The sequence below is a fragment of the Paenibacillus naphthalenovorans genome (assembly GCF_001465255.1).
GTDB lineage: Bacteria > Bacillota > Bacilli > Paenibacillales > NBRC-103111 > Paenibacillus_G > Paenibacillus_G naphthalenovorans.
Genome location: NZ_CP013652.1, coordinates 2,439,936 through 2,466,172, shown reverse-complemented (window position 1 = coordinate 2,466,172; position 26,237 = coordinate 2,439,936). Strand labels below are relative to the sequence as shown.

The 26,237-nt window shown below is 52.1% G+C and carries 23 protein-coding genes and 1 pseudogene; 17 read left to right on the top strand and 7 right to left on the bottom strand.

Features of this window, described 5'->3' with window-relative positions; all coding sequences use genetic code 11:
- Window positions 1–48: 48 nt before the first annotated feature.
- Window positions 49–2,742 (top strand): pyruvate, phosphate dikinase, encoded by a 2,694-nt coding sequence (ppdK, locus tag IJ22_RS12310; protein ID WP_062409014.1) that lies wholly within the window; start codon window positions 49–51, stop codon window positions 2,740–2,742.
- Between the two features lie 79 nt (window positions 2,743–2,821).
- On the top strand, window positions 2,822–3,265 hold the full coding sequence (ndk, locus tag IJ22_RS12305; RefSeq protein ID WP_062409013.1) for a nucleoside-diphosphate kinase: 444 nt from the start codon (window positions 2,822–2,824) through the stop codon (window positions 3,263–3,265).
- Between the two features lie 252 nt (window positions 3,266–3,517).
- Here ndk and IJ22_RS26060 read toward each other — a convergent pair whose 3' ends face one another.
- From IJ22_RS26060 to IJ22_RS12300, 3 genes are all read right to left on the bottom strand, one after another.
- A complete protein-coding gene (locus IJ22_RS26060; RefSeq protein ID WP_137670296.1) occupies window positions 3,518–3,619 on the bottom strand; it encodes a sporulation protein YjcZ in 102 nt (33 codons plus the stop codon).
- A gap of 59 nt (window positions 3,620–3,678) precedes the next feature.
- Complete coding sequence (locus IJ22_RS25760; RefSeq protein WP_082660782.1) at window positions 3,679–3,786, bottom strand: sporulation protein YjcZ; 108 nt, start codon at window positions 3,784–3,786, stop codon at window positions 3,679–3,681.
- Window positions 3,787–3,979: 193 nt separating this feature from the next.
- Window positions 3,980–5,095: an aminopeptidase gene (locus IJ22_RS12300; protein WP_062409012.1), complete on the bottom strand. Its 1,116-nt coding sequence runs from the start codon at window positions 5,093–5,095 to the stop codon at window positions 3,980–3,982.
- Between the two features lie 338 nt (window positions 5,096–5,433).
- Here IJ22_RS12300 and IJ22_RS12295 point away from each other — a divergent pair, with 338 nt between their 5' ends.
- Complete coding sequence (locus IJ22_RS12295) at window positions 5,434–6,498, top strand: AbrB family transcriptional regulator (RefSeq protein ID WP_054818819.1); 1,065 nt, start codon at window positions 5,434–5,436, stop codon at window positions 6,496–6,498.
- A 102-nt stretch (window positions 6,499–6,600) separates the two neighbouring features.
- On the opposite strand, the gene IJ22_RS12290 is transcribed toward IJ22_RS12295, so the two are convergent.
- The gene (locus tag IJ22_RS12290) at window positions 6,601–7,536 is read right to left on the bottom strand and encodes an MraY family glycosyltransferase (RefSeq protein WP_054818820.1); all 936 of its coding nucleotides are present in this window, start codon (window positions 7,534–7,536) and stop codon (window positions 6,601–6,603) included.
- A 264-nt stretch (window positions 7,537–7,800) separates the two neighbouring features.
- Here IJ22_RS12290 and IJ22_RS12285 point away from each other — a divergent pair, with 264 nt between their 5' ends.
- The 7 genes from IJ22_RS12285 to IJ22_RS12250 all read left to right on the top strand — a co-directional run bounded on the left by IJ22_RS12285 (window position 7,801) and on the right by IJ22_RS12250 (window position 16,111).
- Window positions 7,801–9,303 carry a tagaturonate epimerase family protein gene (locus IJ22_RS12285; protein ID WP_062409011.1) on the top strand — a complete coding sequence of 501 codons (1,503 nt, stop codon included), beginning with the start codon at window positions 7,801–7,803 and terminating at the stop codon, window positions 9,301–9,303.
- Between the two features lie 158 nt (window positions 9,304–9,461).
- Window positions 9,462–10,256 carry a C39 family peptidase gene (locus IJ22_RS12280; protein WP_062409010.1) on the top strand — a complete coding sequence of 265 codons (795 nt, stop codon included), beginning with the start codon at window positions 9,462–9,464 and terminating at the stop codon, window positions 10,254–10,256.
- Window positions 10,257–10,348: 92 nt separating this feature from the next.
- Window positions 10,349–11,167, top strand: coding sequence for a YihY/virulence factor BrkB family protein (locus IJ22_RS12275; protein ID WP_062409009.1), 819 nt, complete (start codon window positions 10,349–10,351; stop codon window positions 11,165–11,167).
- 540 nt (window positions 11,168–11,707) lie between these two features.
- Window positions 11,708–12,931: a chromate efflux transporter gene (gene chrA / locus IJ22_RS12265; protein ID WP_062409007.1), complete on the top strand. Its 1,224-nt coding sequence runs from the start codon at window positions 11,708–11,710 to the stop codon at window positions 12,929–12,931.
- A 353-nt stretch (window positions 12,932–13,284) separates the two neighbouring features.
- Window positions 13,285–14,334, top strand: coding sequence for an ABC transporter substrate-binding protein (locus IJ22_RS12260; RefSeq protein WP_062409006.1), 1,050 nt, complete (start codon window positions 13,285–13,287; stop codon window positions 14,332–14,334).
- 68 nt (window positions 14,335–14,402) lie between these two features.
- Window positions 14,403–15,317, top strand: a complete 915-nt coding sequence (locus tag IJ22_RS12255; RefSeq protein WP_062409005.1) for an ABC transporter permease — start codon at window positions 14,403–14,405, stop codon at window positions 15,315–15,317.
- A complete protein-coding gene (locus tag IJ22_RS12250; RefSeq protein ID WP_062409004.1) occupies window positions 15,317–16,111 on the top strand; it encodes an ABC transporter ATP-binding protein in 795 nt (264 codons plus the stop codon). Before IJ22_RS12255 ends, IJ22_RS12250 begins: the two co-directional genes overlap by 1 nt.
- A 230-nt stretch (window positions 16,112–16,341) precedes the next feature.
- Here IJ22_RS12250 and IJ22_RS26755 read toward each other — a convergent pair.
- The 3 genes and pseudogenes from IJ22_RS26755 to IJ22_RS12235 form a co-directional block, all read right to left on the bottom strand.
- A pseudogene (locus IJ22_RS26755) lies at window positions 16,342–16,965 on the bottom strand (DUF5050 domain-containing protein).
- A 232-nt stretch (window positions 16,966–17,197) separates the two neighbouring features.
- Window positions 17,198–17,665, bottom strand: a complete 468-nt coding sequence (locus IJ22_RS12240; RefSeq protein WP_054818822.1) for a type II toxin-antitoxin system VapC family toxin — start codon at window positions 17,663–17,665, stop codon at window positions 17,198–17,200.
- Window positions 17,652–17,993 carry a hypothetical protein gene (locus IJ22_RS12235; protein WP_054818823.1) on the bottom strand — a complete coding sequence of 114 codons (342 nt, stop codon included), beginning with the start codon at window positions 17,991–17,993 and terminating at the stop codon, window positions 17,652–17,654. The genes IJ22_RS12240 and IJ22_RS12235 overlap by 14 nt, the downstream gene beginning before the upstream one ends.
- Window positions 17,994–18,687: 694 nt before the next feature.
- On the opposite strand from IJ22_RS12235, the gene IJ22_RS12230 reads away from it, so the two are divergent.
- The 7 genes from IJ22_RS12230 to IJ22_RS12200 all read left to right on the top strand — a co-directional run bounded on the left by IJ22_RS12230 (window position 18,688) and on the right by IJ22_RS12200 (window position 26,217).
- Entirely contained in the window at window positions 18,688–19,380 is a 693-nt protein-coding gene (locus IJ22_RS12230; RefSeq protein WP_062409002.1) for a response regulator transcription factor, read from the top strand.
- Window positions 19,377–20,834, top strand: coding sequence for a sensor histidine kinase (locus tag IJ22_RS12225; RefSeq protein WP_217437283.1), 1,458 nt, complete (start codon window positions 19,377–19,379; stop codon window positions 20,832–20,834). Before IJ22_RS12230 ends, IJ22_RS12225 begins: the two co-directional genes overlap by 4 nt.
- Entirely contained in the window at window positions 20,828–21,904 is a 1,077-nt protein-coding gene (mreB, locus tag IJ22_RS12220) for a rod shape-determining protein (RefSeq protein ID WP_062409001.1), read from the top strand. Before IJ22_RS12225 ends, mreB begins: the two co-directional genes overlap by 7 nt.
- 67 nt (window positions 21,905–21,971) lie before the next feature.
- Entirely contained in the window at window positions 21,972–22,181 is a 210-nt protein-coding gene (locus tag IJ22_RS12215; RefSeq protein WP_054818824.1) for a hypothetical protein, read from the top strand.
- Between the two features lie 75 nt (window positions 22,182–22,256).
- On the top strand, window positions 22,257–22,469 hold the full coding sequence (gene yidD, locus IJ22_RS12210; protein WP_082660780.1) for a membrane protein insertion efficiency factor YidD: 213 nt from the start codon (window positions 22,257–22,259) through the stop codon (window positions 22,467–22,469).
- A 444-nt stretch (window positions 22,470–22,913) separates the two neighbouring features.
- A complete protein-coding gene (metG, locus tag IJ22_RS12205; RefSeq protein WP_062409000.1) occupies window positions 22,914–24,893 on the top strand; it encodes a methionine--tRNA ligase in 1,980 nt (659 codons plus the stop codon).
- Window positions 24,894–25,170: 277 nt separating this feature from the next.
- Window positions 25,171–26,217: a metal ABC transporter solute-binding protein, Zn/Mn family gene (locus tag IJ22_RS12200; RefSeq protein WP_054818840.1), complete on the top strand. Its 1,047-nt coding sequence runs from the start codon at window positions 25,171–25,173 to the stop codon at window positions 26,215–26,217.
- Window positions 26,218–26,237: the final 20 nt, after the last annotated feature.

Sequence of the window (26,237 nt, the reverse complement as noted above, 5' to 3'; positions counted from 1 at the left end):
ATTTAATAATCATATTCCCGATTATTCCACCATAGGAGGGTATTTATTATGCGAAGTGTAGTTCCGTTCGAAGCGGGTCATGCCGGTATGAAGCAATGGCTCGGCGGCAAAGGAGCCAATCTGGCGGAAATGACCAAGGTCGGATTGCCGGTGCCCCCCGGATTTACAATTACTACCGAAGTGTGCCGAGCGTATTATGCCGCAGGCGGACAGCTTCCCAAGGGGCTTATGGACGAGGTAGCGCAAGCGTTGAAACAGTTAGAGTCGGCGAAAGGCCAGCGATTCGGCGACCCGCAGAATCCGCTGCTGGTATCCGTACGGTCCGGTTCGGTCACCTCGATGCCCGGCATGATGGATACGATCCTAAACCTGGGCATGAATGACGAAACCGTCCGGGGGCTTGCGGCTTTAACCGGTAACCCGCGTTTCGCTTATGATTGCTACCGGCGGTTGATTCAAATGTTCGGCAACGTCGTATTTGATCTGGAGTCCTATCATTTTGAAGGCCTGCTTCATCGTCTGAAGCAGCAAACCGGCGCTGAATATGACAGCCAGGTGAGTGCTGAGGGCTGGATGCGGTTAATTGAAGAATACAAAGCGGTCGTACTCAAAGAAACGGGACGCCCGTTCCCGCAGAAGGTGGAGGAACAGCTGGAGCTGGCGGTGGAAGCTGTTTTCCGTTCGTGGAACAATGCTCGTGCGAAGGTGTACCGCAAGGTGCACCATATCCCGGATGAGCAGGGCACGGCTGTAAATATTCAGTCGATGGTTTTCGGCAATATGGGAAGCGATTGCGGTACGGGCGTAGTGTTCACCCGCAATCCGTCCACCGGGGAGAAGTCGCTGTACGGCGAATACTTGATGAACGCGCAGGGGGAAGATGTTGTCGCCGGTGTTCGGACTCCGGTACCGATAGCCGAACTGAAGAATGACATGCCGGAAGTGTTTGACCAACTGCTGAGTACCGCGGAAGCGCTGGAGCTGCACTACAAGGATATGCAGGACATTGAATTTACCGTCGAGCGAGGAAAGCTGTATCTGCTGCAAACGCGGGATGGTAAACGGACTGCGCAGGCAGCTGTCAAGATTGCGGTGGATCTCGTGCACGAAAGGATTCTGGAGCGGGGGGAAGCGATTGAGCGGATCGAGCCGTTTCATCTGGATCAGCTGCTGCACAGGGCGATTGATACCGACAAACCGCTTGATGTGCTTGCTGTCGGATTACCGGCTTCCCCGGGTGCGGCAACGGGCGCTGCTGTCTTCGATGCCGATACGGCGGAGTCTTGGGCGCGGGAAGGCCGTAAAGTGATCCTGATCCGTACGGAAACTACGCCGGAAGATATTCACGGTGTGCTGGCCGCCGAAGGCGTGCTGACAAGCCGAGGCGGTATGACGAGCCATGCAGCCGTTGTCGCGCGCGGAATGGGCAAGCCATGCGTCTGCGGCTGCGAGTCGATTCGTATCGAGGATCGTATCTTTAGCGTTGAGGTCGACGGTAAACTGAGGATTGTCCGGGAAGGCGACGACATCTCGATTGACGGTGCGTCGGGACGCGTCATTCTGGGGGGCGTCAGCCTGAGGGAGCCGGTAATCACTGCGGAGCTGCAGCAGCTGCTTGGTTGGGCGGACTCCATCCGGAAGCTGCAGATCTACACGAATGCGGATACGCCGGACGATGCGGCCAAAGCACGAAGCTTCGGTGCCGAAGGCATTGGCCTGTGCCGGACGGAGCATATGTTTATGTCCGCCGAGCGGGTTCCCGTCGTACAGGAGATGATTCTGGCTGAAACGGAAGAGGAACGGAGTAAGGCGTTGGCGCAGCTGCTGCCTATGCAGCAGGAGGATTTTGCGGGCATTTTTAAAGCGATGAGCGGTCTTCCTGTGACGATCCGGCTGCTGGATCCGCCGCTTCATGAGTTTTTGCCAAACCTGGAGCAGTTGATCGTCCAGCAGGAGAGATTGCGCTACCAGCCGGATGCGGATCCGGCGGAGCTAGAACAGCTCGACAAGCTGCTGCGCAAGGTGAGAGCGCTTCACGAGATGAACCCGATGCTGGGAACCCGGGGCTGCCGCCTAGGGCTGGTGCTGCCTGAGATTTACGAGATGCAGGTGGAGGCTGTTTTCCGCGCTGCGCTCAGCTGCCTGAATGAACAGGTGGAGGCCAGGCCCGACATCATGATTCCGCTCGTAGGCCATGCCAATGAACTGAAGCGGATGCGCGAGCTGGTCGAGCGCAAAGCCGAGGAGGTACTGGGCGATGCCGCGCGCACCTTCCGTTACCGGATCGGCACGATGATCGAGGTGCCCCGTGCTGCCGTGACGGCGGCACAAATTGCGGCTCATGCGGATTTCTTCTCTTTTGGCACGAACGATTTGACTCAAATGACGTTCGGTTACAGCCGCGACGATGCGGAAGGCAAGTTTCTTACCCATTATGTGGAATCGAATCTGCTGCCGGACAATCCGTTCCAGGTGCTGGATCGGGATGGCGTGGGAAGATTGATTGAGTGGGCGGTCGAACAGGGCAAATCCGTGAAGCCGCAGCTCAAAACGAGTATCTGTGGCGAACATGGCGGCGACAAGCAATCGATCTTCTTCTGTCATGCGGTAGGACTGGACTATGTCAGCTGTTCCCCTTACCGGGTACCTCTCGCCCGTATCGCTGCAGCGCAGGCGCAGTTGGCTTTGGGTAAAGCTCAAAAAAACGAGGAGACGGGTCTTATACCGGAACGAAGCGCATAACCGGTAAACAATGGAAACTTGATGTAATAGATGATATACTTAATTGATGACAACATAATGAGATGGAGTGTATAACAGCATGGAAAAAACGTTCTTAATGATCAAGCCGGACGGAGTGCAGCGCCAATTAATCGGCAAGATCGTGCAGCGCTTTGAGGACAAAGGGTTTCAGCTCATCGGAGCGAAGCTGATTCAAATCACAAAGGAGCAGGCGGAGTACCATTACGCTGAACACAAGGAAAGACCGTTCTTCGGCGAGCTCGTGCAGTTCATTACGTCCGGTCCGGTATTTGCGATGGTATGGCAGGGTCACAATGTCATTCAATTGTCCCGTACGATGATGGGCAAGACCAATCCGTTGGATGCGGCCCCGGGAACGATCCGAGGCGATTTTGCAGTACAAACGGGAAATAATATCATTCACGGTTCCGACTCTCCGGAGAGTGCGGCACGGGAAATCGCTCATTTTTTCAAACCGGAAGAACTGCTTTCCTATGAGCGTTCGATTCAAAGCTGGATTTAAAAAAAATCGGCCCTGACTCGCTTTTATTGCGAGCAGGGCCGATTTGCGTTTCCTTATACTAACCGTTTCGGGAAGCGATCCAATGAGTGTATGTATCCCTTTCCGGGAGCGGGGCGAGGCCATGGGCAGCCGGGTTTGAATTGGAATTTATAGATTTCAAAGGTATGGCTGCCCTTCCTCTAACGATGTGTTCTGAAGTTGTGAGAAGAAAGGAGTTCTATGAACTCCTTTTCTAACGATTCCGTAGAATCATTAGATCCAGTAAGCACGAAGTACGATAACCAGAAGAATAAAGAGAACCAGAATAACACCTGTCGACGTACGCCAGCCAAAACCAAGTGCGTGGCTCACCATATTCACCTCCCGAATCAAGAATCGGGCAAAAATGTCAAAGCGCCGATGGTCCGGTTATTTTAGATGAACCATGCAGTAGAAACAATGACAAGAAGAATAAAGAGTACAAGAATAACACCAGTAGAAGTGAAGCCGCCGCCAAATCCAAATCCTTTTACGCAGCTCATCGATGACATCCTCCTTCCGCTTGATCTTCTGTATCATATGCGGGTTAAAGATTCAGGGATTGGACGCTACGAAAATAGTCAGATGCCCTTATGGGTTGAATAACCCTTGAGGGGCGGACAGGGCTTCCAGATTATTCCATGTTCCGCCGGGAAATCTTCAAGACGCATTGCGCATGCATTAAGGTTGAGCCGCTTATTTCAGATTTTCGGGATTTAAAGGGATCAGCTCCGGGATAACAAAAAGCCCGTCTTTGCGAATGAGCCGGTCATCAAAGTAAATCTCTCCTCCGCCATACTCCGGTCTTTGGATCAGTACCAAATCCCAGTGGATCGAGGATCGGTTGCCGTTATCGGCTTCATCATAGGCTTGGCCAGGGGTAAAGTGAATGCTTCCGGCTATTTTTTCATCAAACAGAATGTCCTTCATCGGATTTAATATGAATGGATTGATGCCGATAGCGAACTCTCCGACAAACCTCGCCCCGTCATCCGTATCGAAAATTTGATTAATCCGCTTTGTATCATTCGCTGTCGCTTCAATAATTTTGCCGTTCTCAAAACGCAGCTTTACATTCTCAAATACAAAGCCGTTGTAAGGGCTTGGGGTATTATAAGAAATCACTCCGTTAACGGAATCCCTGACCGGAGCAGTAAAGACTTCGCCGTCCGGGATGTTCATCTCTCCTGCGCACTTGATCGCGGGAATGTCTTTAATCGAGAAGGTCAGATCCGTCCCATCAGCTATTAACCGGACTTTATCCGTCTTATTCATCAAATCGACCAGCGCATCCATTGCTTTGCTCATTTTGGAGTAGTCCATCGTACATACGTCAAAGTAAAGCTTTTCGAAAGCTTCCGTGCTCATGGAGGCCAGCTGGGACATGGACGGCGTCGGGTAGCGCAGCACGACCCACTTCGTTTTTTTCACACGAATCGTGGAGTGGACGTTATGGTTGTAGAATTTGTTGTAAAGCTTCATATTCTCGTCGGGAACATCCGATAGCTCATAAATGTTGTTTCCGCCGCGCACACCGATATAGGCCTGCATCCGGGTCATTTGATACGCGTCGAAGTCCGCCCATGTTTTGATTTGTTCTTCCGTTGCGTTCATCAGCAGTTCCCTGGTCACTTGATGATCCCGCAGGTTGACAAAAGGCCGGCCTCCGGCTTTATGTATCTTTTGGACAATGGATTTAACCAGCGGATTTTCGATGCCGAAGGCTTCAACGAGAACATTCTCTCCGGGTTGAACCTTGGTCGAGTAGTTAACCAAAACATCCGCTAATCGTTCTATTCTTGGATCTAACATGATTGGATTCACCCTTCATTTGGATTTTTGACCTATCTATATTATATTCTTTTTTTCCAATAATCCTACTTTATTCTCAACTCTGTCAATTCATCGTTCAGCATCGGAGACGGACGGTCCGGGGTAACCAAGAAATGGAAGGTACGGACACGAGGTTTCTGCCATGATTCGCTGCATTGGCGGTCGCCGAATCGTAAGGGGGCAAAGGATATAGGTATCGAAGCTTGTGAGGTTCGAGGTAATCGGCCGTTGACAAAACCCGTATCCAGTTTATTCTTATATAGAGGATATTGAACGGGTTTTCTTTATGTTCCATTAAGTGAAAGAAGGTTTTCATCATGTTGAAACTGACGGAAACGCTGGCGGTCACCTTTGTGGGAGGACTGCTGTTCACGCTGCTCCACGTTCCGCTCAGCTGGATGCTGGGCCCGCTCACGGCCGTGATGCTGTGGCAAGGACTGCTGAAGAGGGAGTTGAAGTGGCCGGTCGGGTTACGGAACGCGGGATTGCTTCTGCTGGGCTACAGCATGGGGCTTTCGTTTACCGCTGAAAGCGCACGTCAAATTGCCGGTCAGCTGCCATCCATGCTGCTGGCCACGGTAATCACTGTCGGTTTTAGCCTGGCTTGTGCCTGGTTTACCGCCCGACAAACGGGCATTACGCTCCAAAGCAGCATGATCGGCAGTATTCCCGGGGGCTTGTCGCAGATGGTCGTGCTCAGCGAAGAAATTGAAGGGGCGGATCATACGGTGGTCTCCTTTATGCAGACCATCCGTCTGCTGACGGTGATCTTCGTTGTGCCGTTCCTTGCCGTGCATGGTCTGGCCGAATCGACAGCTCCCGGAGCGGGAGTTCTTCCTCCGCCTGCGGAGGTATTGGCGGCAGGTTTTCCGTTTTGGTCGGTGCCGGTCATTGTGGCTGTCATTATCGCAGCGGCGCTGGTCGCTGTGCGCTTGAGGATGCCGACACCGTGGTTTCTCGGCCCGATCATTGTCGCAGCGGCGCTGACCGCGGCAGGCATGGCACCTCCGCATCTGCCGACACCGCTGGTTCTCGCGGCGCAGTGGAGTCTCGGCATCTATCTCGGCCTCGGAATCCGGTTGAGCGCTCTGGCAGGCTGGCGGCTGCTGCTGCCTTATTCGTTCGCAGGCGGACTCGCCGTCGTCCTGCTGTCCTTGGCGCTTTCCTTTGGCTATAGTCAAGTGCTGCCGATCAGCTTCGTCACCGCCTTTCTCAGCACCTCGCCTGGCGGGATGACCGAAATGGGCGTAACGGCGGCAGCGGTAAAAGGCGATGTTTCCATCGTTGTCGCCTACCAGATGTTCCGTATCTTATTCATCCTTTTTATCGTCCCGTACTTGCTTCGTTGGGGCTTCCGCCGCCATGTAAGACAGCATGATTAATGCCGTGAAACGGGACGAACGCCTTCAGGTCAGCAGTAAATCCATCAAAAAGACCCGTGCTCCTATCCGGGATAGGGCTCGGGTCTTTTTTGGGTTATTGGCTTATACGGTCAACAGCAGCAATATGATCGAGGTTAATCCAAAGCATACGTTGATCAGGCAAAGGAACAGCACGACCTGCTTCGGATTCAACCCGCTGCGCAGCAGCCGGTAGTGCGCTTGGGTGGCGTCGGCCTGATAGATCGGCTTGCCGTTCATGAGCCGCTTGAAGACCACGAACAGGTTGTCGAAGATCGGCACGCCGAGCGCCAGTATCGGGATCAAGAGCGACAGTACGGTAGCCTGCTTGAAGGCTCCGTCCAGCGCGATAACTCCGAGAAGAAAACCAAACAGGGTGGCGCCCGCATCGCCCATAAACACTTTGGCCGGAGGCTTGTTATACCGCAAATAGGCTAGGGCCGCGCCCACGAGAATAATCGCCATGACGGCGGAATCCTGCTGGCCTTTGGTTAAGGCGACGATAAACAGCGTCACGGCGGCAATCGCCGATAATCCGCCCGCCAGACCGTCCATGCCGTCGGTAAAATTAATGACGGTTGTCACTCCAAATATCCATGTGACCGTCAGGAAGAACTGAAGCCATACCGGAAGAAGAATATCTTGACCAGTGAACGGATTGTTGAAGCCATAGAACACGACGCCCGAGGCATATACGATGACTGCCGCCGAGAGCTGGACGATCAGCTTTGGCCAGGCGGCCAGCTCCTTGCCGTGCGTTTTGTACCAGTCGTCCACCATGCCGATGGCAAGGATGAGCGTCGAGCCGACGAAAAGCGCTAAGGAGCGTTTCCAGTCATCCTGAACGAACAGCAGATAGGTTGAGAGAATCCCGGCGAATATGGCCAAGCCCGCGGTTAAAGGAATCGGTTCTCTATGAATTTTTCGTTCGCTATTTTCTTTGGGCTTGTCCACAAAATCGATGCGGAGAGCCAATTTTCGCAGCGGAGGAATAAGCAGAAAGACCAAGAGAAAGGACATGAGAAATGCGGCAAAATAAAGAATAACAATCGCCCCCGAAATCCGTCAAAATTCGAGTCTCAATGATTACCAATTATATCTTATCAGAAGATAGAGTTACAAGTTTAGTCACCGTTTTATCAGGGATTCGTCAGCCTTCTCATCTCTGGTTGTTCACAGCAAAATATGCATAGTTATCAATAAAATAAGCAAAAAAAGATGAGATTATATACTATTTTTGCGATATGCTCTAAAAGAAGAAGGGGAATAAGGAGGAGCTCTGATATGGGTAAATTTGTACGGATCGCTGAAGCGCTGGCGGCAGGTCATGCGGTTCCGGCGAAGAGCGGCGATATCAAAGTGTATACGCAATCATTGGAAGCCTCGGATTCTACCAAGCTGGTGATGGTAAAAGACCTGGCGGATCATACGAAATATTTGCTTGCTGTGGGTAAAGGCCGGCTGTTCGACGAATTACAGGGGATCATAGAGGACGGAGCCAAGCTGTGTCCGCTCACACATGATAACCGTTTGGTCTTGAACCGTTACTTTGATTATACGAAACCGCGCGCTTTCGGCACGCAATTCTCCACCCTCGGACTGGGCGACCGGCTTGGGATCGCTTCTCCGGGTCACATCAAGGCCGTCAAAGGAAAGGATGTGCGTCCGATTTTGGCGCAGCAAAGCATCCGTGAGGTGACTCTGACGGGACGCGATTATAAGCAGGTGCTGGATGCCGCCTGTTATGCCGTGTTCCAGGAAGGGTACAAGGACGGATTCGGAGCGGACGGCGACCACTTGAAGAAAGAAGAAGACATTCGGATGGCGTTGGATCTCGGGTTTACCATGCTGACACTCGACTGCTCCGACAAGATCGATCATTCGATTGAAAACTTGTCCGCTGCCGGGCGGGAAGCCAAGTATGCCGGGCTCCGGCCGGATGTCCGCAGTCATTACGAAACGCTTTATCTTGGACAAACGTTCAGGGTTGCGGGGATTTCCATCACGTTCGACCGCGAAACGCTGATCAAGAATGTGCTGGTTTATGGGGCGGCCATCGATTTTATGGAGCATGTGTACAACACGTACATCAAAAACGCTGACAGCGAGGTTGACTTCGAAATTTCGATTGATGAGACGGCCGCCCCGACGGGGCCTGAATCTCATTTTTTCGTTACGAAGGAGCTTTACGGCAGAGGAGTGACGATTTACAGTCTGGCGCCGCGTTTTTGCGGCGAGTTCCAAAAAGGGATCGACTACATCGGCGATATCGAACAGTTCGAAAAAGAAATGCCCATCCATGCCGGCATTGCGGACGATTTCGGCTACAAGCTGAGCATTCACTCCGGCAGCGACAAATTCAGCGTGTTCCCGATGATCGGAAAATACACCGGCGGCCGTTTTCATGTCAAGACGGCGGGCACCAACTGGCTAGAAGCGGTCCGTACCGCAGCCAAAGTGAAGCCTTCCCTCTATCGCCGTATGCACCGGTATGCGCTGGAGCATTTTGAAGAAGCGGCAGCCTACTATCATGTGACGACCGATATCAGCAAAATCGTTCCGCTGGATCAAGTGTCTGACGCTGATCTGGCCGATACGTATATGAATGAAGACAATGCCCGTCAATTGATCCATATTACGTACGGTATTTTGCTGCAGGCAAAGGATGAGCGGGGCGGCACCTTGTTTAAGGACGAATTGTACCGGACGCTCAGCGAGCAGGAAGAAGCTTACGAGCAATCGCTCATCTCCCATATCGGCAAACATATCGAATGGCTGGGCAAGTAAACGACAACGCCTGCAGGAGGGCTCTGGGTTGGGTTTGCGGCTCAAACCAAAGAGCGATTGCGAACTGTTGCCACCCTCATATCAGGATCAGGGATCGGATGAATCCGGTCCTTTTTGCTTATCCTATAAAAAAATGAAGATGGAGGAAGGGTTTCCTGATGAAGCAGATTTTAGGTTTGCTCCTTTTGATATTGATCGCTGCTTGTACTGCGCAGCAGCCGAAAGAGCAGGCTTCAGATCCGGGCGGTACAAACCATGCGAATCCTTCCCCCGATGGAGGAGCGCTCATTCAAAGTCAACAGAACAACCAAACTTCCGATCCGGAAACGAAACAGCAGGGGCAGGAATCTTCCGCCGATGAAGTGATGCTGGATGTTCCGATCATTGCTCAAAACCCGGAATTGAAATTCGGCTGTGAAGTGACCAGCTTAACCATGCTGCTGCGGCATGCGGGCATCCAAGCCGACAAGATGAAGCTGGCGGCTGAATTGCCGAAAGATAACGATCCGGTAGTGAAATCAAAATCCGGGGATATTACCCATTGGGGCAATCCGGAGCATGGTTTTGTGGGAGATATAACGGGCCGGACAAAGGGATATGCCGTTTATGTAAAGCCGCTTGAAGCGCTGATGATGAAGTATTTGCCCGATCGTACTGTAAATTTAACCGGCGGCTCTTTCGACGATGTGATCGCCAAGCTTAGGGAAGGCAAACCGGTGGTTGTATGGACGACCGGCGACTATAAATTGCCCGACCGATGGGAATCGTGGAAGCATGGACAGGAAGAAATCAGGACTCCGCTTGATTTGCATGCCGTCGTCGTCGTCGGATTTAATCCCGGTCATGTCTTTGTGAACGATCCGTTAACCGGCCGGAAAGCCCAAAAAGTAAACAAACAGACGTTTATCGACACCTGGGTCACGATGGGCAAACAGGCGTTAACTTACCGATAAACTCTTGGCGGTGATATGCCGCAGTCTTTTTGCTGCCCGGTTGACAGGTGTGAACGGAACGGCTTGCGGTGTCAGACAGGAGGGCAAAGCACATGAAGGTCCGGGATTTTCTCGTGGAGTTTTGGAATCAATTGGTGCAGGATGACGTTCTGAGCCTGGCCGCCCAATGCGCCTATTATTTTCTTTTTTCCCTGTTTCCTTTTCTCATTTTTATCATGAGTCTTCTGGGATATTTGCCGATCACCGCGCATGACGTGCTGCTTTTGATCAAAGAGTATATTCCGTCGGGGGCGGCGGCGGGGATCGAAGAACAGCTAAAGGATGTGCTGGAGTTCAAGAGGGGAGGCGTGTTGTCCTTCGGTCTCATTTTCTCTCTTGTCACGGCAAGCGCGGCGATGCACGCCATTGTTCTCGCTGTCAATAAAGCCTATGGCCTTCCTCCGCGCAAAAGCTTCATTCATTCGCGCATGTTGGCCATCGCTCTGACGGCGGGCATGCTGATGGTTGTAGCCTCGGCGCTTCTGCTCAGCGTGTTTGGCCAGCTCATCGGCGAATGGATGAATACCCGCCTGCATCTGCCCTGGAGCCAGATCCAACTGTGGAATGTGCTGCGCTGGGTCATTCATTTTGTCATTTTATTTCTGGTGCTGACCGCCGTTTATTATATAGCTCCCAATACGTGTCTTACTTGCAAGGATGTGCTTCCGGGAGCCATCATGGCTGCTGTCGGCTGGCAGCTTACGTCCTGGGGCTTCTCTTATTATGTGAACCATTTCGGCCATTATAGCGCTACGTACGGGAGCTTGGGGGGAGTCATTGTACTGCTTTCCTGGTTCTATATTTCCGCGCTGTTGATTGTCGCAGGCGGGGAACTGAATGCGCTGGCTTATCTGGTTAAGGAACGGACTTAAGAGATAGATGGGGGAACGGTCTGGCTCAAGGATTGTCCGGTCGGTTTCTTCATCATCGGTGAAGGCGAAAGGATCAATGGCTCAGCGAAACCCATGAGACTGTCCCGTGCAAAGAGGGACGGTCTTTTTTTAGGCTGCAGGCGGCGGTGCTGTTCTTTGTAAGAAACGACCAGGGACGTCATGTGAAAATTAGATTTGCTTCATTGGACATTTACCTGAACGTATGCAGGTCTGCCAATTTTCCGATTTGCAACGCTCTGTTTCTGGAATATACTTGTAGTGTGTCGGCGCCGGTGCAGCTTATCAAGCGAGGGATTCATTTGCCGTATGAGCCAGCAAGCCTGATGCGAATCTCTGAAAAATCGCCTATGCTTATTGCCGCTTGCGGGAAATCGGGGCCGAAACTGCCGCGATCCCGGATTGAAACGGCAGAGGGAGTAGAGTAAAGCGCTATACTTGGCTTGGCAACACCCCTATCAAATTTTGTTTCGATGAAAAAAACGATGATCATCCATCAAGTCCAAAGGAGAACTTAATTGTATGTCTTCATCTGCCAACACGAAAGTAAAAACGGACCTTCCCAAGTCCAAGGCTGCTGCCCTCATTGAAATTCTGGGAATATCCGCCAAGCTGGGGATCACTTCCTTCGGAGGGCCGATCGCGCATCTGGGTTATTTTCGGGAAGAATATGTCGTTCGCCGAAAATGGTTGGATGAACGGGCGTATGCCGATTTGGTGGCGCTCGGTCAATTTCTTCCCGGGCCAGCCAGCAGTCAGGTCGGCATCGGCATCGGCGTGATTCGCGGCGGGCTGCTCGGAGGCTTGATCGCTTGGCTCGGGTTTACGCTTCCGTCCGTGATAGCCCTCGTTGTGTTTGCTTACGCCATGCAGGGCTTCGGGCTTGGCGAAGCCGGATGGATTCACGGGCTGAAGCTGGTGGCCGTAGCGGTCGTGGCACACGCTGTTCTGGGCATGGGCCGTCAGCTGGCGCCTGATCGGCCACGAGCCACTTTGGCCATTGTGACTGCCGCCGTCTGCCTGCTCTGGCAGACGGTGATGACGCAAGTGCTGCTGATTGCCGCCGCAGCTCTGCTCGGCGCCTGGCGGTACCGCGACGGTAACACGGCAGAACCGTACCGCCTTCAGATCCCGGTTAGCCGAACTGCAGGAATGTTTTGTTTGATGCTCTTTGCCGTTCTGCTGTTGGGTTTACCGATCCTGCGGCAGCTTTCGGACAATCTGGGAGTGGCGATATTCGACAGCTTTTACAGGGCCGGCTCTCTTGTTTTCGGCGGCGGTCATGTCGTCCTGCCGCTGCTGGAGCGTGAAATGGTACCGCTGGGCTGGATCAGCAAGGAGGAATTTCTTGCCGGATACGGGGCCGCACAAGCGATACCGGGACCTATGTTTACGTTTGCTTCCTATGCGGGAACCATAGCCGGAGGATTGACGGGTGGAGTGGCCGCGACGATCGCCATTTTTTTGCCCGCATTCCTGCTTATCGTCGGCGCTCTGCCGTTCTGGAACGTTTTGCGGACGCATCCCCGAATGCAGGGTGCGCTTGCCGGCATGAATGCTGCCGTTGTCGGCATATTGCTGGCTGCACTGTACGATCCCATCTGGACGACTGCGGTGCTGAGTCATGAAGATTTTGCCGTCGTGGCGGTGCTGTTCGGCATGCTGGTCTTTTGGAAGCTGCCCGCCTTGTACGTTGTAGCCGTCGGTGCTGTCATGGGCGCGATCCTTCAGCTTTTCACAGGTTGAACGTATCCTGCTGGGTGATCTTGGAAGCCGTTGCAAGCGATGCAGGACTGTAAGGTGCGATGAGCGGGGTGGCCTGCAGATCGCTGATGTGAAAGCGCGCGCTATCTATTTCAGAAAGGTATGGATAAATCGGGAGCAGCACGAAAATGACGATTTTGGTCTAGGGATTAATCGTCGGATGGCTTGGAAAAAAATACTATAGTTATCTGGAATTTTATCCATTATACTGTTAATGGTTACTCGGGATATTGAACCAAGGTATAATTGTTCATTGACGAATTGGAACAGCCATAATAAAATTAAACAATATTGATTTAAGCATAATAGCGGTATATTAGGGGGTTTAATAATCATTGAAAACATCCACTAAGCTCTTATCGTTGCTTCTAACCGTGCCTTTGGTTTTGACTGCAGCAGGATGCGGCTCAAAGCCCGCAGAATCTGATCCGGCGGGAAGCGCCTCCAATCCACAAGATAAAAAGGTGTATAAAATCGGGATAGCCCAAATTGTCGAGCATCCGTCTCTTAACGCTACGCGCGAGGGCTTCCTGGCTGCGCTGAAGGACGCCGGCTTCGTTGACAAAGAAAATCTGCAGGTGGATTATCAGAATGCGCAAGGCGATGCTGCAGCGAATTTGACCATTGCTCAAAAATTTGCAGCGGATAAGAAAGATCTCGTTGTCGCCATCGCTACTCCGACCGCACAAGCGGTGGTGCAGAACGTGAAGGATACGCCGGTGCTGTTCGCGGCGGTTACTGATCCGGTCAGCGCAAAGCTGGTGGCCAGCTTGGATAAGCCCGGTGCGAATGTGACCGGTGCGGCCGATACGCATCCGGATGCCGTACCGAGGCTGATGGATTTTATTGCAGCGGAATTCCCTAAAGTGAAAACGGTCGGGGTCGTCGTCAATGAAGGAGAACCCAACTCCGAATTCATGGTGAATACGGCCGAAAAGGCGCTTGCCAAGCATAACATCAAGCTCGTCAAAGCAGCTGTTGCCAACAGCTCGGAAGTAAAGCAAGCGGCCGAATCGCTTGTGGGCCGCGTCGACGCGTTCTACATCACACTGGATAACACGGTGGTCAGCGGGGTAGAAACGATCATCAAGATTGCCAACGACAGGAAGATTCCGTTCTTCTCCAGCGACCGGGATACGGTAGAGAAAGGTGCTTTGGCTACCTACGGATTTAAGTACTACGACCATGGTTACCAAGCTGGACAAATGGCCGTCGAGATCCTCAAAAACGGAGCCAAGCCGCAGGATATGAAAGTGAGCTATCCGGATAAGCTGGATCTGATTATAAATGAAGATGCAGCCAAGGCGCAGGGAGTCGAAATTACGGATTCGATGAAAAGCAAAATGCAGAACAAGGAAAATTTGATTAGCGGTTCTGCAAAATAATTCAAAGCACCGGGTGACCTTTTATTCATTTGGGGGTCACTCTTCATTCTTTACAGGGGGATGGATCAATGCTTCTTGCATTAACAGGCTCTCTGGAGTCAGGTATGATCTACGCCATTATGGCTCTGGGGGTTTACATTACGTTTCGGATTTTGAATTTTCCCGACCTGACGGTTGACGGGAGCTTTACTACCGGCGGGGCCATTGCCGCAGTCATGATTACTGGCGGCGGTTCGCCTGTCATTGCTACGATAGCGGCATTTTTCGGTGGGCTGATCGCAGGAGTTTGTACAGGTCTGCTGCATACGAAAGGGAAAATTAACGCACTGCTTGCCGGGATTTTGATGATGATTGCGCTGTATTCCATTAATCTCCGGATTATGGATAAATCCAATATCCCTATGCTCGGTATGGATACGCTGCTTACGAACGTGAAGCTGTTGATCGTCCTGCCGATTGCCGTATTGGTCATCAAGCTGGCACTCGATTGGTTTTTGCGTACGGATATTGGTCTTGCTCTTCGGGCAACCGGTGACAATCCGCGGATGATCCGCAGCTTCGGAGTTAATACGGATAACACCATCATCATCGGAGTCAGCTTGTCCAACGGACTTGTAGCTTTGTCCGGCGCATTGATCGCGCAGTACTCGGCTTTTACCGAAATTACGATGGGTGTGGGGATGATCGTTATCGGTCTGGCCTCGGTCATCATCGGTGAAGCGCTGTTCGGCGCACGGACCGTGGTTCGCGCGACGCTTGCGGTCGCGTTAGGAGCTGTCGTTTACCGCCTCATCGTAGCGCTGGCGCTGCGCGTCGGGGTGGAGGCAACGGACATGAAGCTGATGACCGCTTTGATCGTCATTATTGCTCTGACGCTGCCGATGATACGCGCATCGATGCGCCAAAAAGCGCTTGTCCGCAAAAGAGCGGCTGAATTGGACCAGGCCAGCTCTGCCGATGTTGCGCGGGGAGGTGGCATCTGATGCTGAAGATCGAAGGCGTATCGAAGCTGTTTAATCCGGGAACTCCGGATGAGAAGGTGGCTTTGTCACGGATTAACCTGAACTTGAAGGACGGAGACTTCGTTACTGTCATTGGCAGCAACGGCGCCGGCAAATCTACGTTGATGAACATCATATCCGGAGTCATGACACCGGATCTGGGGAAAGTATGGATTGACGGGAAGCAAGTCGAAGCCCTGCCGGAACATCGCCGTACGGCATGGATCGGCCGCGTGTTTCAGGACCCGATGGCAGGCACCGCTCCAACGATGACGATAGAAGAGAACCTGGCCATGGCTTACGCGCGCAGCAAGCCCAGAGGACTTTCGATCGGCGTGAACGTGAAGAAGAGGAAGATGTTCAAGGAGCAGCTTAGCCGGCTCGGCATTGGCTTGGAGGATCGGTTGAGCGCGAAGGTCGGTCTGCTGTCCGGCGGTGAGCGTCAGGCGCTCAGCCTGCTCATGGCGACCTTCACGGAGCCCCGCATTTTGCTGCTTGACGAGCATACCGCCGCGTTGGATCCTTCGCGGGCGGAGCTCATCACCACGCTGACCGAGCAGATCGTCTCCGAGCTGAAGCTGACGACGTTGATGGTCACGCACAACATGGAACAGGCCATCCGGCTCGGCAACCGGCTGATCATGATGGACAAGGGCCGCATCATTTTGGATGTGCCGGAGCAGGAGAAGCAGGGCCTCACCGTAGAAGGGCTGCTGCACGAATTCGAGCGCATCCGCGGCGCGAAATTCGCCGACGACCGCGTCGTACTGGGATAAAAGACCGCGTCTCCTTTGGGGGACGCGGTCTTTTTGCCGTTTGAACGACGGCAGCGGTGGCAGGGCGAGCTGCTAAGCTGAATTCAGCGCAGCAGCCGTGAATACTTCCGCAAGCCGCCGATGGCGTTCTCCACTTCGCCTCAATTCATGGTCATTGATAAACTTGTCATAAAGGATAGCATACGGCATATCAAATGTACACCGAATAAAGCATACCTGCTGCCATACTCTTAGCTTCCTGCTTCACCCGTACGTGTGATGACCTCATCCGTGCTGTTTAATACATGTGTTCTTACATAGAAGAAGGGATCGGCGTCATAGAGCTGCGTTGCTTTCAATGCATGATCCACTCGGGTATGCCCGGTTCCGTCGATTGTCATTCGGCTAATTCCCGTATCGTTGGCATTCAGGTAGTAAATCCAATTTTGATTCACTACGATGTGAGAGGCCTGAACGGAAGAGATCCTTGTTCTTTCCTTGCCGTCCTGACGTATTCGATAAATCCCCGTGTACTCGTATTGACCGTCGATAATGGCCTTGTCTTATACGGTATAATATATCCAGTCGTCTACAACGTTGATAGACCTTGCATTATCATCCGACAGCTTCATCCGGCTGCTTCCATCTATGGACCAGCGGGCAAGGGAAGGAGTCGAGCTGGAGGGATTCGTATAGATCCAATCCCCACTTACCGCAAGAAGCCCTCCGTTGATTAAGTTGTTTTGAACCAACTGCTCCTTATTTCTCTGCTCAGCGGTTTCCGATAGCGAACCACAAGCGCTGATACGATATCCGTTGACCTGATCCCATGCCGTATTCCAGCCAAAGGCATCGTTAGTAAATCTCCAAGTCATGGGGAAATAAATGATATCTCGAAAAAAGAGCACCGGGAACGGCTTTCTCTTGAACATACGAAACTCCTTCCGTTAAAGCTGTGACGTTCATTTAGACGCAAAATATGCCATAATGTTCCTGTATTTTATGATATTTATTTTGTAAAGATCTGCGGCGGGACTGCGGCTGTAAATAAAAAGCGCCCCCGGTCACAGTGCAAGACTGTGAATCGGGGGGCGGCGCTTATTTACGTTACCACATGCTGGGGAGCAGCCTGATCTCCCGGTCCAGTGTGGTCAGAAAGGCGTAGTTTGGATTAAATGTGAAAATCCGTTTCAACTGGTAAGACAGCATCACGACAGCCGTCATGGCTTCATTCAGCGAGAACTGGGATTTCGGAAAGTCAAGGATGAGCCGCTTGGATTCCTGCTCGAGCTCCGGGCTTCCCGGAATGACGGTCAGCACGCCCTGCTGCACGGCTTTGTCAATGGTGTTCAGGAAAAATTGCGCATCGGCAAAATCAAAATGGTTTCGCAGCCATTGGTGCGTTTCAAAGATAACATAGTTGGTCGTCGCCAGACGCCGATCCAAATCGTGTATATCGAAGAAAATCGTGCGTGCCTTCAAATAATAAGGATCTTCCGGATTCATAAATGCCATCAGGGCGGATTGCTCCAAGAAGATGTCCTGCTTAAGATTCGCATCGTTATGTAAGATCATATTCCTGTGCCTCCTCTGGGGTATAAGGTGCTTTACGCCTGGTTAGCGCGTCGAGCTGGAGCAGCGGATTTTTGTCTTTCTGATCTGCCGTTGTTTGGAACAAGGTATCTTGTGAACGGCCGGCAAAATATTGCTCAATCATATAATGGACTACAGCGGATACGGTTGTGTTCTGTACTTCGGCCATTTGCCGGCATTTCTCGTAATATTCGGGCTCCAGTTCAACGGCATGCGTATCCATGGCTTCCCCTCCCGATGAAAGGAGCCCTGCTGCGGCGTTCTTCCATTTATTCAATTGATTTTTTACGAAATCTTTGGAATTGTTCACGGTCTTCACCCTCCATGACAATGTGGTTATGATGTTGTGATTCGGAAATATGTATTGAGAGCATTCAGCTCCTCTAAGTCCCCATATCATACTGCGCAGCCGTTAGTCCTGGAGCAAATCGCTCGATCGTCACTTTTATAGAATTCGTTAGAAATGCTCAAATTCTGTCGTCTGGACGAAATGTTCACCGTTTGATCATACTTATTTAAACTTCCGGTCAAGGTTTCAACACAGTTTGAACATGTTTTTATCTTATATTAAAGCTTGTAAGGCGATCACCGATTCTGGAAAGGAGCTAGAGCATGAGACGATGGTTTGTATGTGTGCTGGGCGGAATGTTGATATTAGGGCTGCTCTCCGGCTGCTCAGGCGAAGGGGGAACAAGTAGCGACGTTCCTTCGAACTCAACGCCGTCTGGCGATACAGGAACAATGACCCCCGCACCTGCACCGGACTCCAACAAAGGTGACTTAAGCACAGACTCTCCGTCCACGGCACCGGAAGTGAATGATGGTGCCGGTGACGCTGGTACGACGGAATCTCCACAAGCCAAGTAAGATCCCCTGGAGGCTGTTTCCATCATGTTCCGACATGAGGAAATAGCTTCCTTTTTCTTGTTTCCCCCCGCAAATTCAAAGGCTCAAGAGAATCCTATAGGATAGGGACTTCAATATATATAAAAGGAGCTGAATTGATGAATCCCTGGAAGGTGCTTGTAGCCGATGACGATCCAAATGTACGGGAGATCATCCGGCTCTATTTCGAAAAGCAGCATATCGAGATGGTGGAAGCCCAGGACGGAGAAGCCGCGCTGGAGATGGTAGAAAAAGAATCTCCGGACATTATTATATTGGACGTCATGATGCCCAAGATGGACGGGTACGAGGCGTGCCGCGAAATACTGAAACGCTATGATATTCCGATCATCATGCTGACGGCTAAAGGCGAGGAGATCGACAGGGTGCTCGGACTTGAGCTTGGCGCAGACGATTATGTTACGAAGCCGTTCAGCCCGAGGGAGCTTGTCGCGCGCATTAAGGCGATTTTTCGGCGCATGCAGCCTAGAAAAAGTTCGGAGGAACAGGAACAAACCTATACGTTTGACGGTTTGTCGATTCATCCGGATCGTCGCGAGGTGCTGGTAGGGGAAGAAAAAATTATGCTGCGTCCGAAGGAGTTCGATTTGCTTACGCACATGGCCAAATCTCCGGGAACGGTGTACACCCGGGAGCAGCTTCTGGAACAGGTGTGGGGCTATGACTTTATCGGTGACATCCGCACGGTAGACGTGCATGTCAAGAAACTGCGGGAGAAGCTTAATCCGTATAAAAAGGATTGTATCCAGACGATATGGGGCGTCGGGTATAAATTTGAGGCGGAACGATGATTTTCGGCGTACATAAGAGCATTTTTCGGCGGCTGTTGTTCAGTTACATGCTTACGGTACTGCTTGGACTGTGTGCGGTCGGATTGCTTTTATCTTTTTGGACCAAGGATTATATTGTCGACACTCAGCGGGAGGAACTGCTTCGCAAGGCCAAGCGCGTGAATCTGACCATTCAAAATTTTCAGCAATCCGATGAGCGCATGAAGGATTTGCTGATCTTTTTTGACCAGTCGTTCGATACGCGAATCTGGACCTTTGACCGCAGCGGCCGCATTGTAGCTACATCCAGTAAAGATGAAGTATATATCGGGAAATCCGTGGAGCCTTCCATTGTTCGGAAAGTGCTCCAAGGCGAGGATGCCACGTTAAATCTGCAATTTGAAGGCCTGAAAGAAACCATGCTGTCGGTTGCCGTCCCTTGGGGAAAGGACGATGTCGTCTATGGGGGGATCGTTCTGCATGCGCCGGTTGTCGGCATGAACCAGACCATTACAAGCATGAGGGAGACGATTCTGTGGGTTACGCTGCTTGGAATGATGCTGTCCGCAGCGATCGCTTCCTATTTGTCCTGGTCGATTTCCCGTCCTTTGCGTGAAATTGATAAGGTTGCGTCCAAAATCGGACTCGGCGACTACGGCGAGCGGATCAATATTCCGTCGAAGGATGAAATCGGCGATTTGGCGGCGACGATAAATCAAATGGCAGAAAAACTGGAGAAGATCGATTATGAAAAAAGAAAGCTGGAGCAGATCCGGCAGGATTTTCTCGCTAATGTATCCCATGAGCTGCGGACGCCGCTGACGGCGATGCAGGGATTTCTGGAGGCGCTGCAGGACGATCTGATCGATCATGCGGCCAAGCCCAGATATTACGATATCATTTATAAAGAAACGCTGCATATGAACCGGCTGGTGGACGATATCATGGATCTGATCAAGCTGGAAAATAACGAAATTACATTGGCCCGAAGCCCGGTCGATGTTTATCGGGTGATGTCGCATGTGGCATCGACTTTTGAGCCGGAGGCCGCCGAAAAAAACACGGTCATTGAGGTGTCCGCGGAAGAGGAGCTGCCCAAAGCCTATGCGGACCCTGACCGGCTGGAGCAAATTTTGAAAAATCTGGTGAAAAATGCGGTCAAATTTACGGAAGACGGCCGCATCTCGTTAAAGGCCCGGAGTGAACCGGGGTTTATTCAGCTTTGCGTTTCGGATACGGGCATCGGCATTTCGCCGGATGATCAGGAGATGATTTGGGAGAGGTTTTTCAAGGTAGACCGGGGACGCAGCAAAAAGAACCGGGGTACCGGCCTGGGGCTTGCGATTGTTCGTGAGCTCGTGGATTTACACGGGGGAACCATCTCCGTACGAAGCGAAATCGGCAAAGGCACCGTATTCGAGCTCCGGTTGCCCACCATTCATACAGCCCTTGAAGGAGGAAATTCGTCATGTTAAAACGATTTGATATGCTTTATGGAATAGACCTGGGTACATCCAACACGGTCATTTATCAGCAGGGGAAAGGGATTGTTCTGCGTGAGCCGTCCGTGGTGGCGATTCGTCAGGATACGGGAGAGATTGTTGCGGTTGGAACAGAAGCGCAGGCGATGATCGGGCGTACGCCGGGCAACCTCGATATTATTTACCCTCTTATGGACGGTGTGATCGCCAATTTTGATGTGACCAGCGCGATGCTGCAGCATTTTGTGAAAAAGGTTCAGGGGCGCGCTCCCTGGTTTCGAAGCTCGCAGGTGTATATTTCGGTGCCGTGCGGGATTACGAATGTGCAAAAGCGTGCCGTAGAGGAAACGGTCATACATAAAGGGGCAAAGAAGGCGGTAGCGGTGGAGGAGCCGCTTGCCGCGGCGCTGGGCGCCGGGTTGCCGGTGGACGAGCCTATCGGCAGCCTGGTGCTTGACATCGGAGGCGGAACAAGCCAGGTGGCGGTTCTTTCGCTAGGCGGGATTGTAGTGAGTCATACCGTGCGGCGGGCAGGCATGTCCATCGACAAGGATATCATCGATTATGTTAAGCGCACCTATAATATGGCTATCGGAGAGCGGACGGCTGAAGAAATCAAGATACGGATCGGATCGGTGCTGGACCCGGATGGCGAGAAGAAAGGTATGGATATCAGAGGACGCGACCTGATCGACGGGCTTCCGCGTTCGCTTCACTTGACCTCTAGTGAAATCTCTTCATTGATGGACGATTTCTTGATGACCATTCTCGAAGCGATCCGGGTGACATTGGAGAAATGCCCGCCGGAGCTGGCCGGCGATGTGATGGATCGGGGCATATTGCTCTGCGGCGGCGGTGCGCTGCTTCACGGACTGGACGAGCGGATACAGAAGGAAACCGGAGTGCCGGTGCATATTGCGGACCAGCCGATGGACTGCACGGCATTAGGCGCCGGCCGGATGCTGGATTACCAAAACGGGCGCCTGGGCAAGAGCAGCCGGGTCGCGTTGCGTGAGATTGCGGCAGGCAAAGCGGTAGAGGAAACGGTAAGGAGCGAGGCCTAGAAACGGCCATGCATAATAGCAGCTGGCAGAGGCGGAGCAGAGGGCTGCACTCGGATGAGAGGACGGCTTGTCTTGGAGCGGCTTGGGGCTTGGCGTCAGCCTGGATGTGGAAGGAACTGTAAATATCCGGTGCTTAATTATTCCGGGATCGGGCTCTGTGAAGCTGAAAATCAATCTAACAGCGGGAAAAATGGCGGCATCGCAGCCTGTTAAGCTGATTTTCAGCTTAGTGATGCAGAAGAAAAGATGCCGCCGGATCCTTAAACGATCGATTTGACATGGCACCCATCATGCGGCATCATGAAATTATACGTTGGCCGATTGCCGGTCCTAAAGCAAAGGAGCTGCGCCGATGGTGAAGCAAGTTTTGCGGGGCGGGGTGCTGTTCTACAGGAAGTTCATCTCTCCATTGAAGCCGCCGACCTGCCGATTCTATCCCACCTGTTCCGCCTACGCGCTGGAAGCGCTGGAGCGCCATGGGGCGGCACGCGGGTCATGGCTTGCTGTCAAACGGATATGCAAATGCCACCCGTTTCATCCAGGGGGCGTAGATCATGTGCCTTGACACGGGCAGGGGATTTTCGATATATTTGGCTTAACATCCCATGAACGGATAAGTACTTTTGCGTGAAGCCGCACAGAGAGCCGGAGGAGCTGAGAACCGGTGGGCCGATGCAGAGGAAAATGGTCCTGGAGGATATGAAGGTGAGCCGATGGATCGTATCGCCTGTACCGCCACTTGGCACGTACAAGTGCGCAGGTCATGACAAGATGCCTCTGGCTAGCTTTCATCGTAATTCCGGCGTTAACGGAAGGTCGTCAACGACCGCTGAGCCTCGAACGGCGTGCAGCGGATGGTCATCCGTCTGCTAACGAACATGTTCGGGGAAAGTTGGGTGGTACCGCGTGAGCAGAAGCTCTCGTCCCAAAGGGATGAGGGCTTTTTTTGTACAAATAAAGCTGCCGCAGAGAATAAGATTGCAATTTACTATTTTGGGAGGTAACCTTCATGTCCGAAACGAAGAAAAAAAGTTTTTACATCACAACGCCGATTTATTACCCGAGTGACAAGCTGCACATTGGACATGCCTATTCCACGGTGGCCGGTGATGTCGTCGCACGGTACAAACGGCTACGCGGCTACGACGTCATGTACTTGACGGGGACGGACGAGCACGGGCAGAAAATTGAGCGCAAAGCTCAAGAAGCGGGCAAAACGCCACAGCAATTCGTAGACGATATCGTCGCGGGAATCAAGGATTTGTGGAAAAAGCTGGACATCTCCTATGATGACTTCATTCGCACGACCGAACCGCGGCACAAGGAAGCCGTAGAGAAAATATTCGCCAGGCTGATGGAGCAGGACGACATTTACCTGGGCCATTACGAGGGCTGGTACTGTACGCCGTGCGAATCGTTCTTCCTGGAAAATAAGCTGGTGGACGGCAAATGTCCCGACTGCGGACGTCCGGTGGAATGGGTAAAGGAGGAAAGCTATTTCTTCCGGCTGAGCAAATATGCCGACCGGCTGGTCCAATTTTATGAGGAAAATCCGGATTTTATTCAACCGGAATCTCGCCGTAATGAGATGATCAATAACTTTATCAAGCCGGGACTTGAGGATTTGGCGGTGTCCCGCACCACCTTCGATTGGGGGATCCGTGTACCGGGTAATCCGAAGCACGTGATTTATGTGTGGATCGATGCGCTGTCCAACTACATTTCGGCGCTTGGGTACGGCAGCGGGGACGAAAGCCGTTTTCAAACGTACTGGCCTGCGGACGTGCATCTGATGAGCAAGGAAATTGTACGTTTCCACACGATTATTTGGCCGATCATGCTGATGGCGCTGGACCTGCCCCTCCCCAAAAAGGTATTCAGCCACGGCTGGCTCCTAATGAAGGACGGTAAAATGTCCAAGTCCAAAGGGAATGTCGTCGATCCGGTCACCCTTATTGACCGCTACGGCCTGGATGCGCTGCGCTATTACCTGATGAGGGAAGTGCCGTTTGGAGCCGACGGGACATTCACGCCGGAAAGCTTCGTGGAAAGAGTCAATTTTGATCTGGCGAACGACCTCGGCAACCTGCTCAGCAGAACCGTCGTGATGATCGACAAATATTTTAACGGCATCGTGCAGCCTTACATTGAGGGAGCTACGGAATACGATAAAAACCTGATTGAGACCGTCCGCACTTCGGTCGCCAAAGTGGAGGAAGCGATGGAGAAGCTTGAATTCTCCGTGGCATTGACCCTGATTTGGCAGCTGATCAGCCGTACGAACAAATATATCGACGAAACGCAGCCGTGGCTGCTGGTGAAGGACGAGGCCAAGCGGCCTGTGCTTGGTTCGGTGCTGTACTGTCTGGCGGAGTCCCTGCGCATCGTTTCCGTACTGCTGCAGCCGTTCATGACCGAAACGCCGCGCAAAATGTGGCGGCAGCTGGGTATCGAAGGAGAGTCCCTCACCGGTTGGGAGACCATCTACAAGTTCGGAACATTGCCTTCCGGCACGCAAGTGGTCAAAGGCGAGGTCATGTTCCCGCGCCTTGAAGCGGAGAAAGAGATCGCTTATATCGCCAATTCGATGGGCGGAGGGACGAAGGCGGCTGAACCGGAAACGCCCTCAACCTCGTCAACGGGTGAAGCGGAAGAGGAAAAGGCTCCGGAAATCTCCATCGACGATTTCTTCAAGGTGGAGCTGCGGGTGGCGCAGGTCATCGCTGCGGAGCCGGTAAAGAAAGCCGACAAGCTGCTGAAGCTGCAGTTGGACCTCGGTTTCGAGCAGCGGCAGGTCGTCTCCGGCATTGCCCAATATTACACGCCGGAGCAGATGATCGGACGCAAAGTCATCTGTGTAACCAACCTGAAGCCGGTCAAGCTGCGCGGGGAGCTGTCCCAAGGGATGATTTTGGCAGCCTCTCAAGGGGATCAATTAACTTTAGCGACAGTTTCCGATTCGATTCCGAACGGGTCCGTGGTCAAATAAGGTTGTTCATCACCGGAATCCGGGAACGTGTATCAAAGCGCCCGGACTTTGCTTGAAGGTTCAGCGGCGAACGGTTGAAATTGAATAAATCATTCTCCGATCAATTGACGCTACGGACCGGTTAGATCAGCCGGCCGTAGGGTCTTTTTTTATATGACCGCTCAATCGTAATTTCTACATTTACCGTTGACAACCCGGCAGGGAGGGGGGTATAATCATCGTTGTCGATTCATAATAAAAATAATTACGATTTACATAAGGGGGAAGTGACTTGCCGATGTCTTTTCAAAAGATATACAAACGCACGGTTGTACCATTTATTCTTGTTCTCATGCTATCCATCGCATTATCGGGCTGCACCGGCAGCCAGCCGAAGCAAGCCATGGAGGACGGGAAAATCAATGTGGTTGCAAGCTTCTATCCGCTGTATGATTTTGCTTCCAAAATCGGCGGAGCGCATGTGAATGTCATCAATCTGGTTCCTACAGGAGTTGAACCTCATGACTGGTCGCCTAAGGGTCAGGATATGTCCAATTTGTCCAAGGCGGATCTGTTTATCTATTTGGGAGCGGGTTTCGAGGGCTGGGTCAATCAGACGCTAAGCAGCCTGGATCAGAAGTCCGGTATGACTGCCGTGGAAGCAAGCAAAGGGATTACGCTCATCCCGGGTACGGAGGACGGACATGATCATGGCCATGAGGAAAAAGGCGATGGACATGATGACGACGCTGCGCAGGATGCCCATAAGGATGAGCACCAAGACGAGCACGAGGATGAGCATCAAGACGAACATAATGAGTCGGGAATGGATCCTCACGTTTGGTTAAGCCCGGTTAATGCCAAGATCATCGCGCAAAATGTGAAAGACGCTCTTATCAAAGTGGATGCGGCGAATCAGGCGGACTATGAAGCCAACTTCAAAAAGCTCGCGGATCAGCTGGATGAGCTGCATAACCAATACAAAGAGAAGCTGGCAGGCACCTCCAAGAAAGAAATCGTCGTGACGCACCAATCGTTTGGCTACTTGGCCAAGGAGTACGGCCTGGTACAAAAATCAATCATGGGCCTGACGGCGGACGCCGAGCCTACCTCAAAGGATATGCAGGCCATTCTTAAATTCATAAAAGACAACCAGCTCAAATATATATTCTTTGAGGAACTGGTCTCCGACAAGATGGCCCGGACGCTGGCCAACGATGCGGGAGTGGAAACGCTTGTCCTCAATCCGATCGAAGGACTGACGGAGGAACAGGTCAAGCAAGGTGAGGATTATGTGTCAATTATGCAAAACAATTTGAATAATTTATTAAAAGCATTACAATAGAAGGGAGACCTTCGACTAAG

Coding starts and splice junctions, on each gene's coding strand:
- IJ22_RS12295 (WP_054818819.1), top strand. CDS start 5,434: ATGTTGAAACTGACGGAAACGCTGGCGGTCACCTTTGTGGGAGGACTG.
- IJ22_RS12300 (WP_062409012.1), bottom strand. CDS start 5,095: ATGTTAGATCCAAGAATAGAACGATTAGCGGATGTTTTGGTTAACTAC.
- IJ22_RS12285 (WP_062409011.1), top strand. CDS start 7,801: ATGGGTAAATTTGTACGGATCGCTGAAGCGCTGGCGGCAGGTCATGCG.
- chrA (WP_062409007.1), top strand. CDS start 11,708: ATGTCTTCATCTGCCAACACGAAAGTAAAAACGGACCTTCCCAAGTCC.
- ndk (WP_062409013.1), top strand. CDS start 2,822: ATGGAAAAAACGTTCTTAATGATCAAGCCGGACGGAGTGCAGCGCCAA.
- IJ22_RS12275 (WP_062409009.1), top strand. CDS start 10,349: ATGAAGGTCCGGGATTTTCTCGTGGAGTTTTGGAATCAATTGGTGCAG.
- yidD (WP_082660780.1), top strand. CDS start 22,257: ATGGTGAAGCAAGTTTTGCGGGGCGGGGTGCTGTTCTACAGGAAGTTC.
- ppdK (WP_062409014.1), top strand. CDS start 49: ATGCGAAGTGTAGTTCCGTTCGAAGCGGGTCATGCCGGTATGAAGCAA.
- IJ22_RS12250 (WP_062409004.1), top strand. CDS start 15,317: ATGCTGAAGATCGAAGGCGTATCGAAGCTGTTTAATCCGGGAACTCCG.
- IJ22_RS12230 (WP_062409002.1), top strand. CDS start 18,688: ATGAATCCCTGGAAGGTGCTTGTAGCCGATGACGATCCAAATGTACGG.
- IJ22_RS12280 (WP_062409010.1), top strand. CDS start 9,462: ATGAAGCAGATTTTAGGTTTGCTCCTTTTGATATTGATCGCTGCTTGT.
- mreB (WP_062409001.1), top strand. CDS start 20,828: ATGTTAAAACGATTTGATATGCTTTATGGAATAGACCTGGGTACATCC.
- IJ22_RS26060 (WP_137670296.1), bottom strand. CDS start 3,619: ATGGTGAGCCACGCACTTGGTTTTGGCTGGCGTACGTCGACAGGTGTT.
- IJ22_RS25760 (WP_082660782.1), bottom strand. CDS start 3,786: ATGAGCTGCGTAAAAGGATTTGGATTTGGCGGCGGCTTCACTTCTACT.
- IJ22_RS12290 (WP_054818820.1), bottom strand. CDS start 7,536: ATGTCCTTTCTCTTGGTCTTTCTGCTTATTCCTCCGCTGCGAAAATTG.
- IJ22_RS12255 (WP_062409005.1), top strand. CDS start 14,403: ATGCTTCTTGCATTAACAGGCTCTCTGGAGTCAGGTATGATCTACGCC.
- IJ22_RS12240 (WP_054818822.1), bottom strand. CDS start 17,665: ATGATCTTACATAACGATGCGAATCTTAAGCAGGACATCTTCTTGGAG.
- metG (WP_062409000.1), top strand. CDS start 22,914: ATGTCCGAAACGAAGAAAAAAAGTTTTTACATCACAACGCCGATTTAT.
- IJ22_RS12200 (WP_054818840.1), top strand. CDS start 25,171: ATGTCTTTTCAAAAGATATACAAACGCACGGTTGTACCATTTATTCTT.
- IJ22_RS12225 (WP_217437283.1), top strand. CDS start 19,377: ATGATTTTCGGCGTACATAAGAGCATTTTTCGGCGGCTGTTGTTCAGT.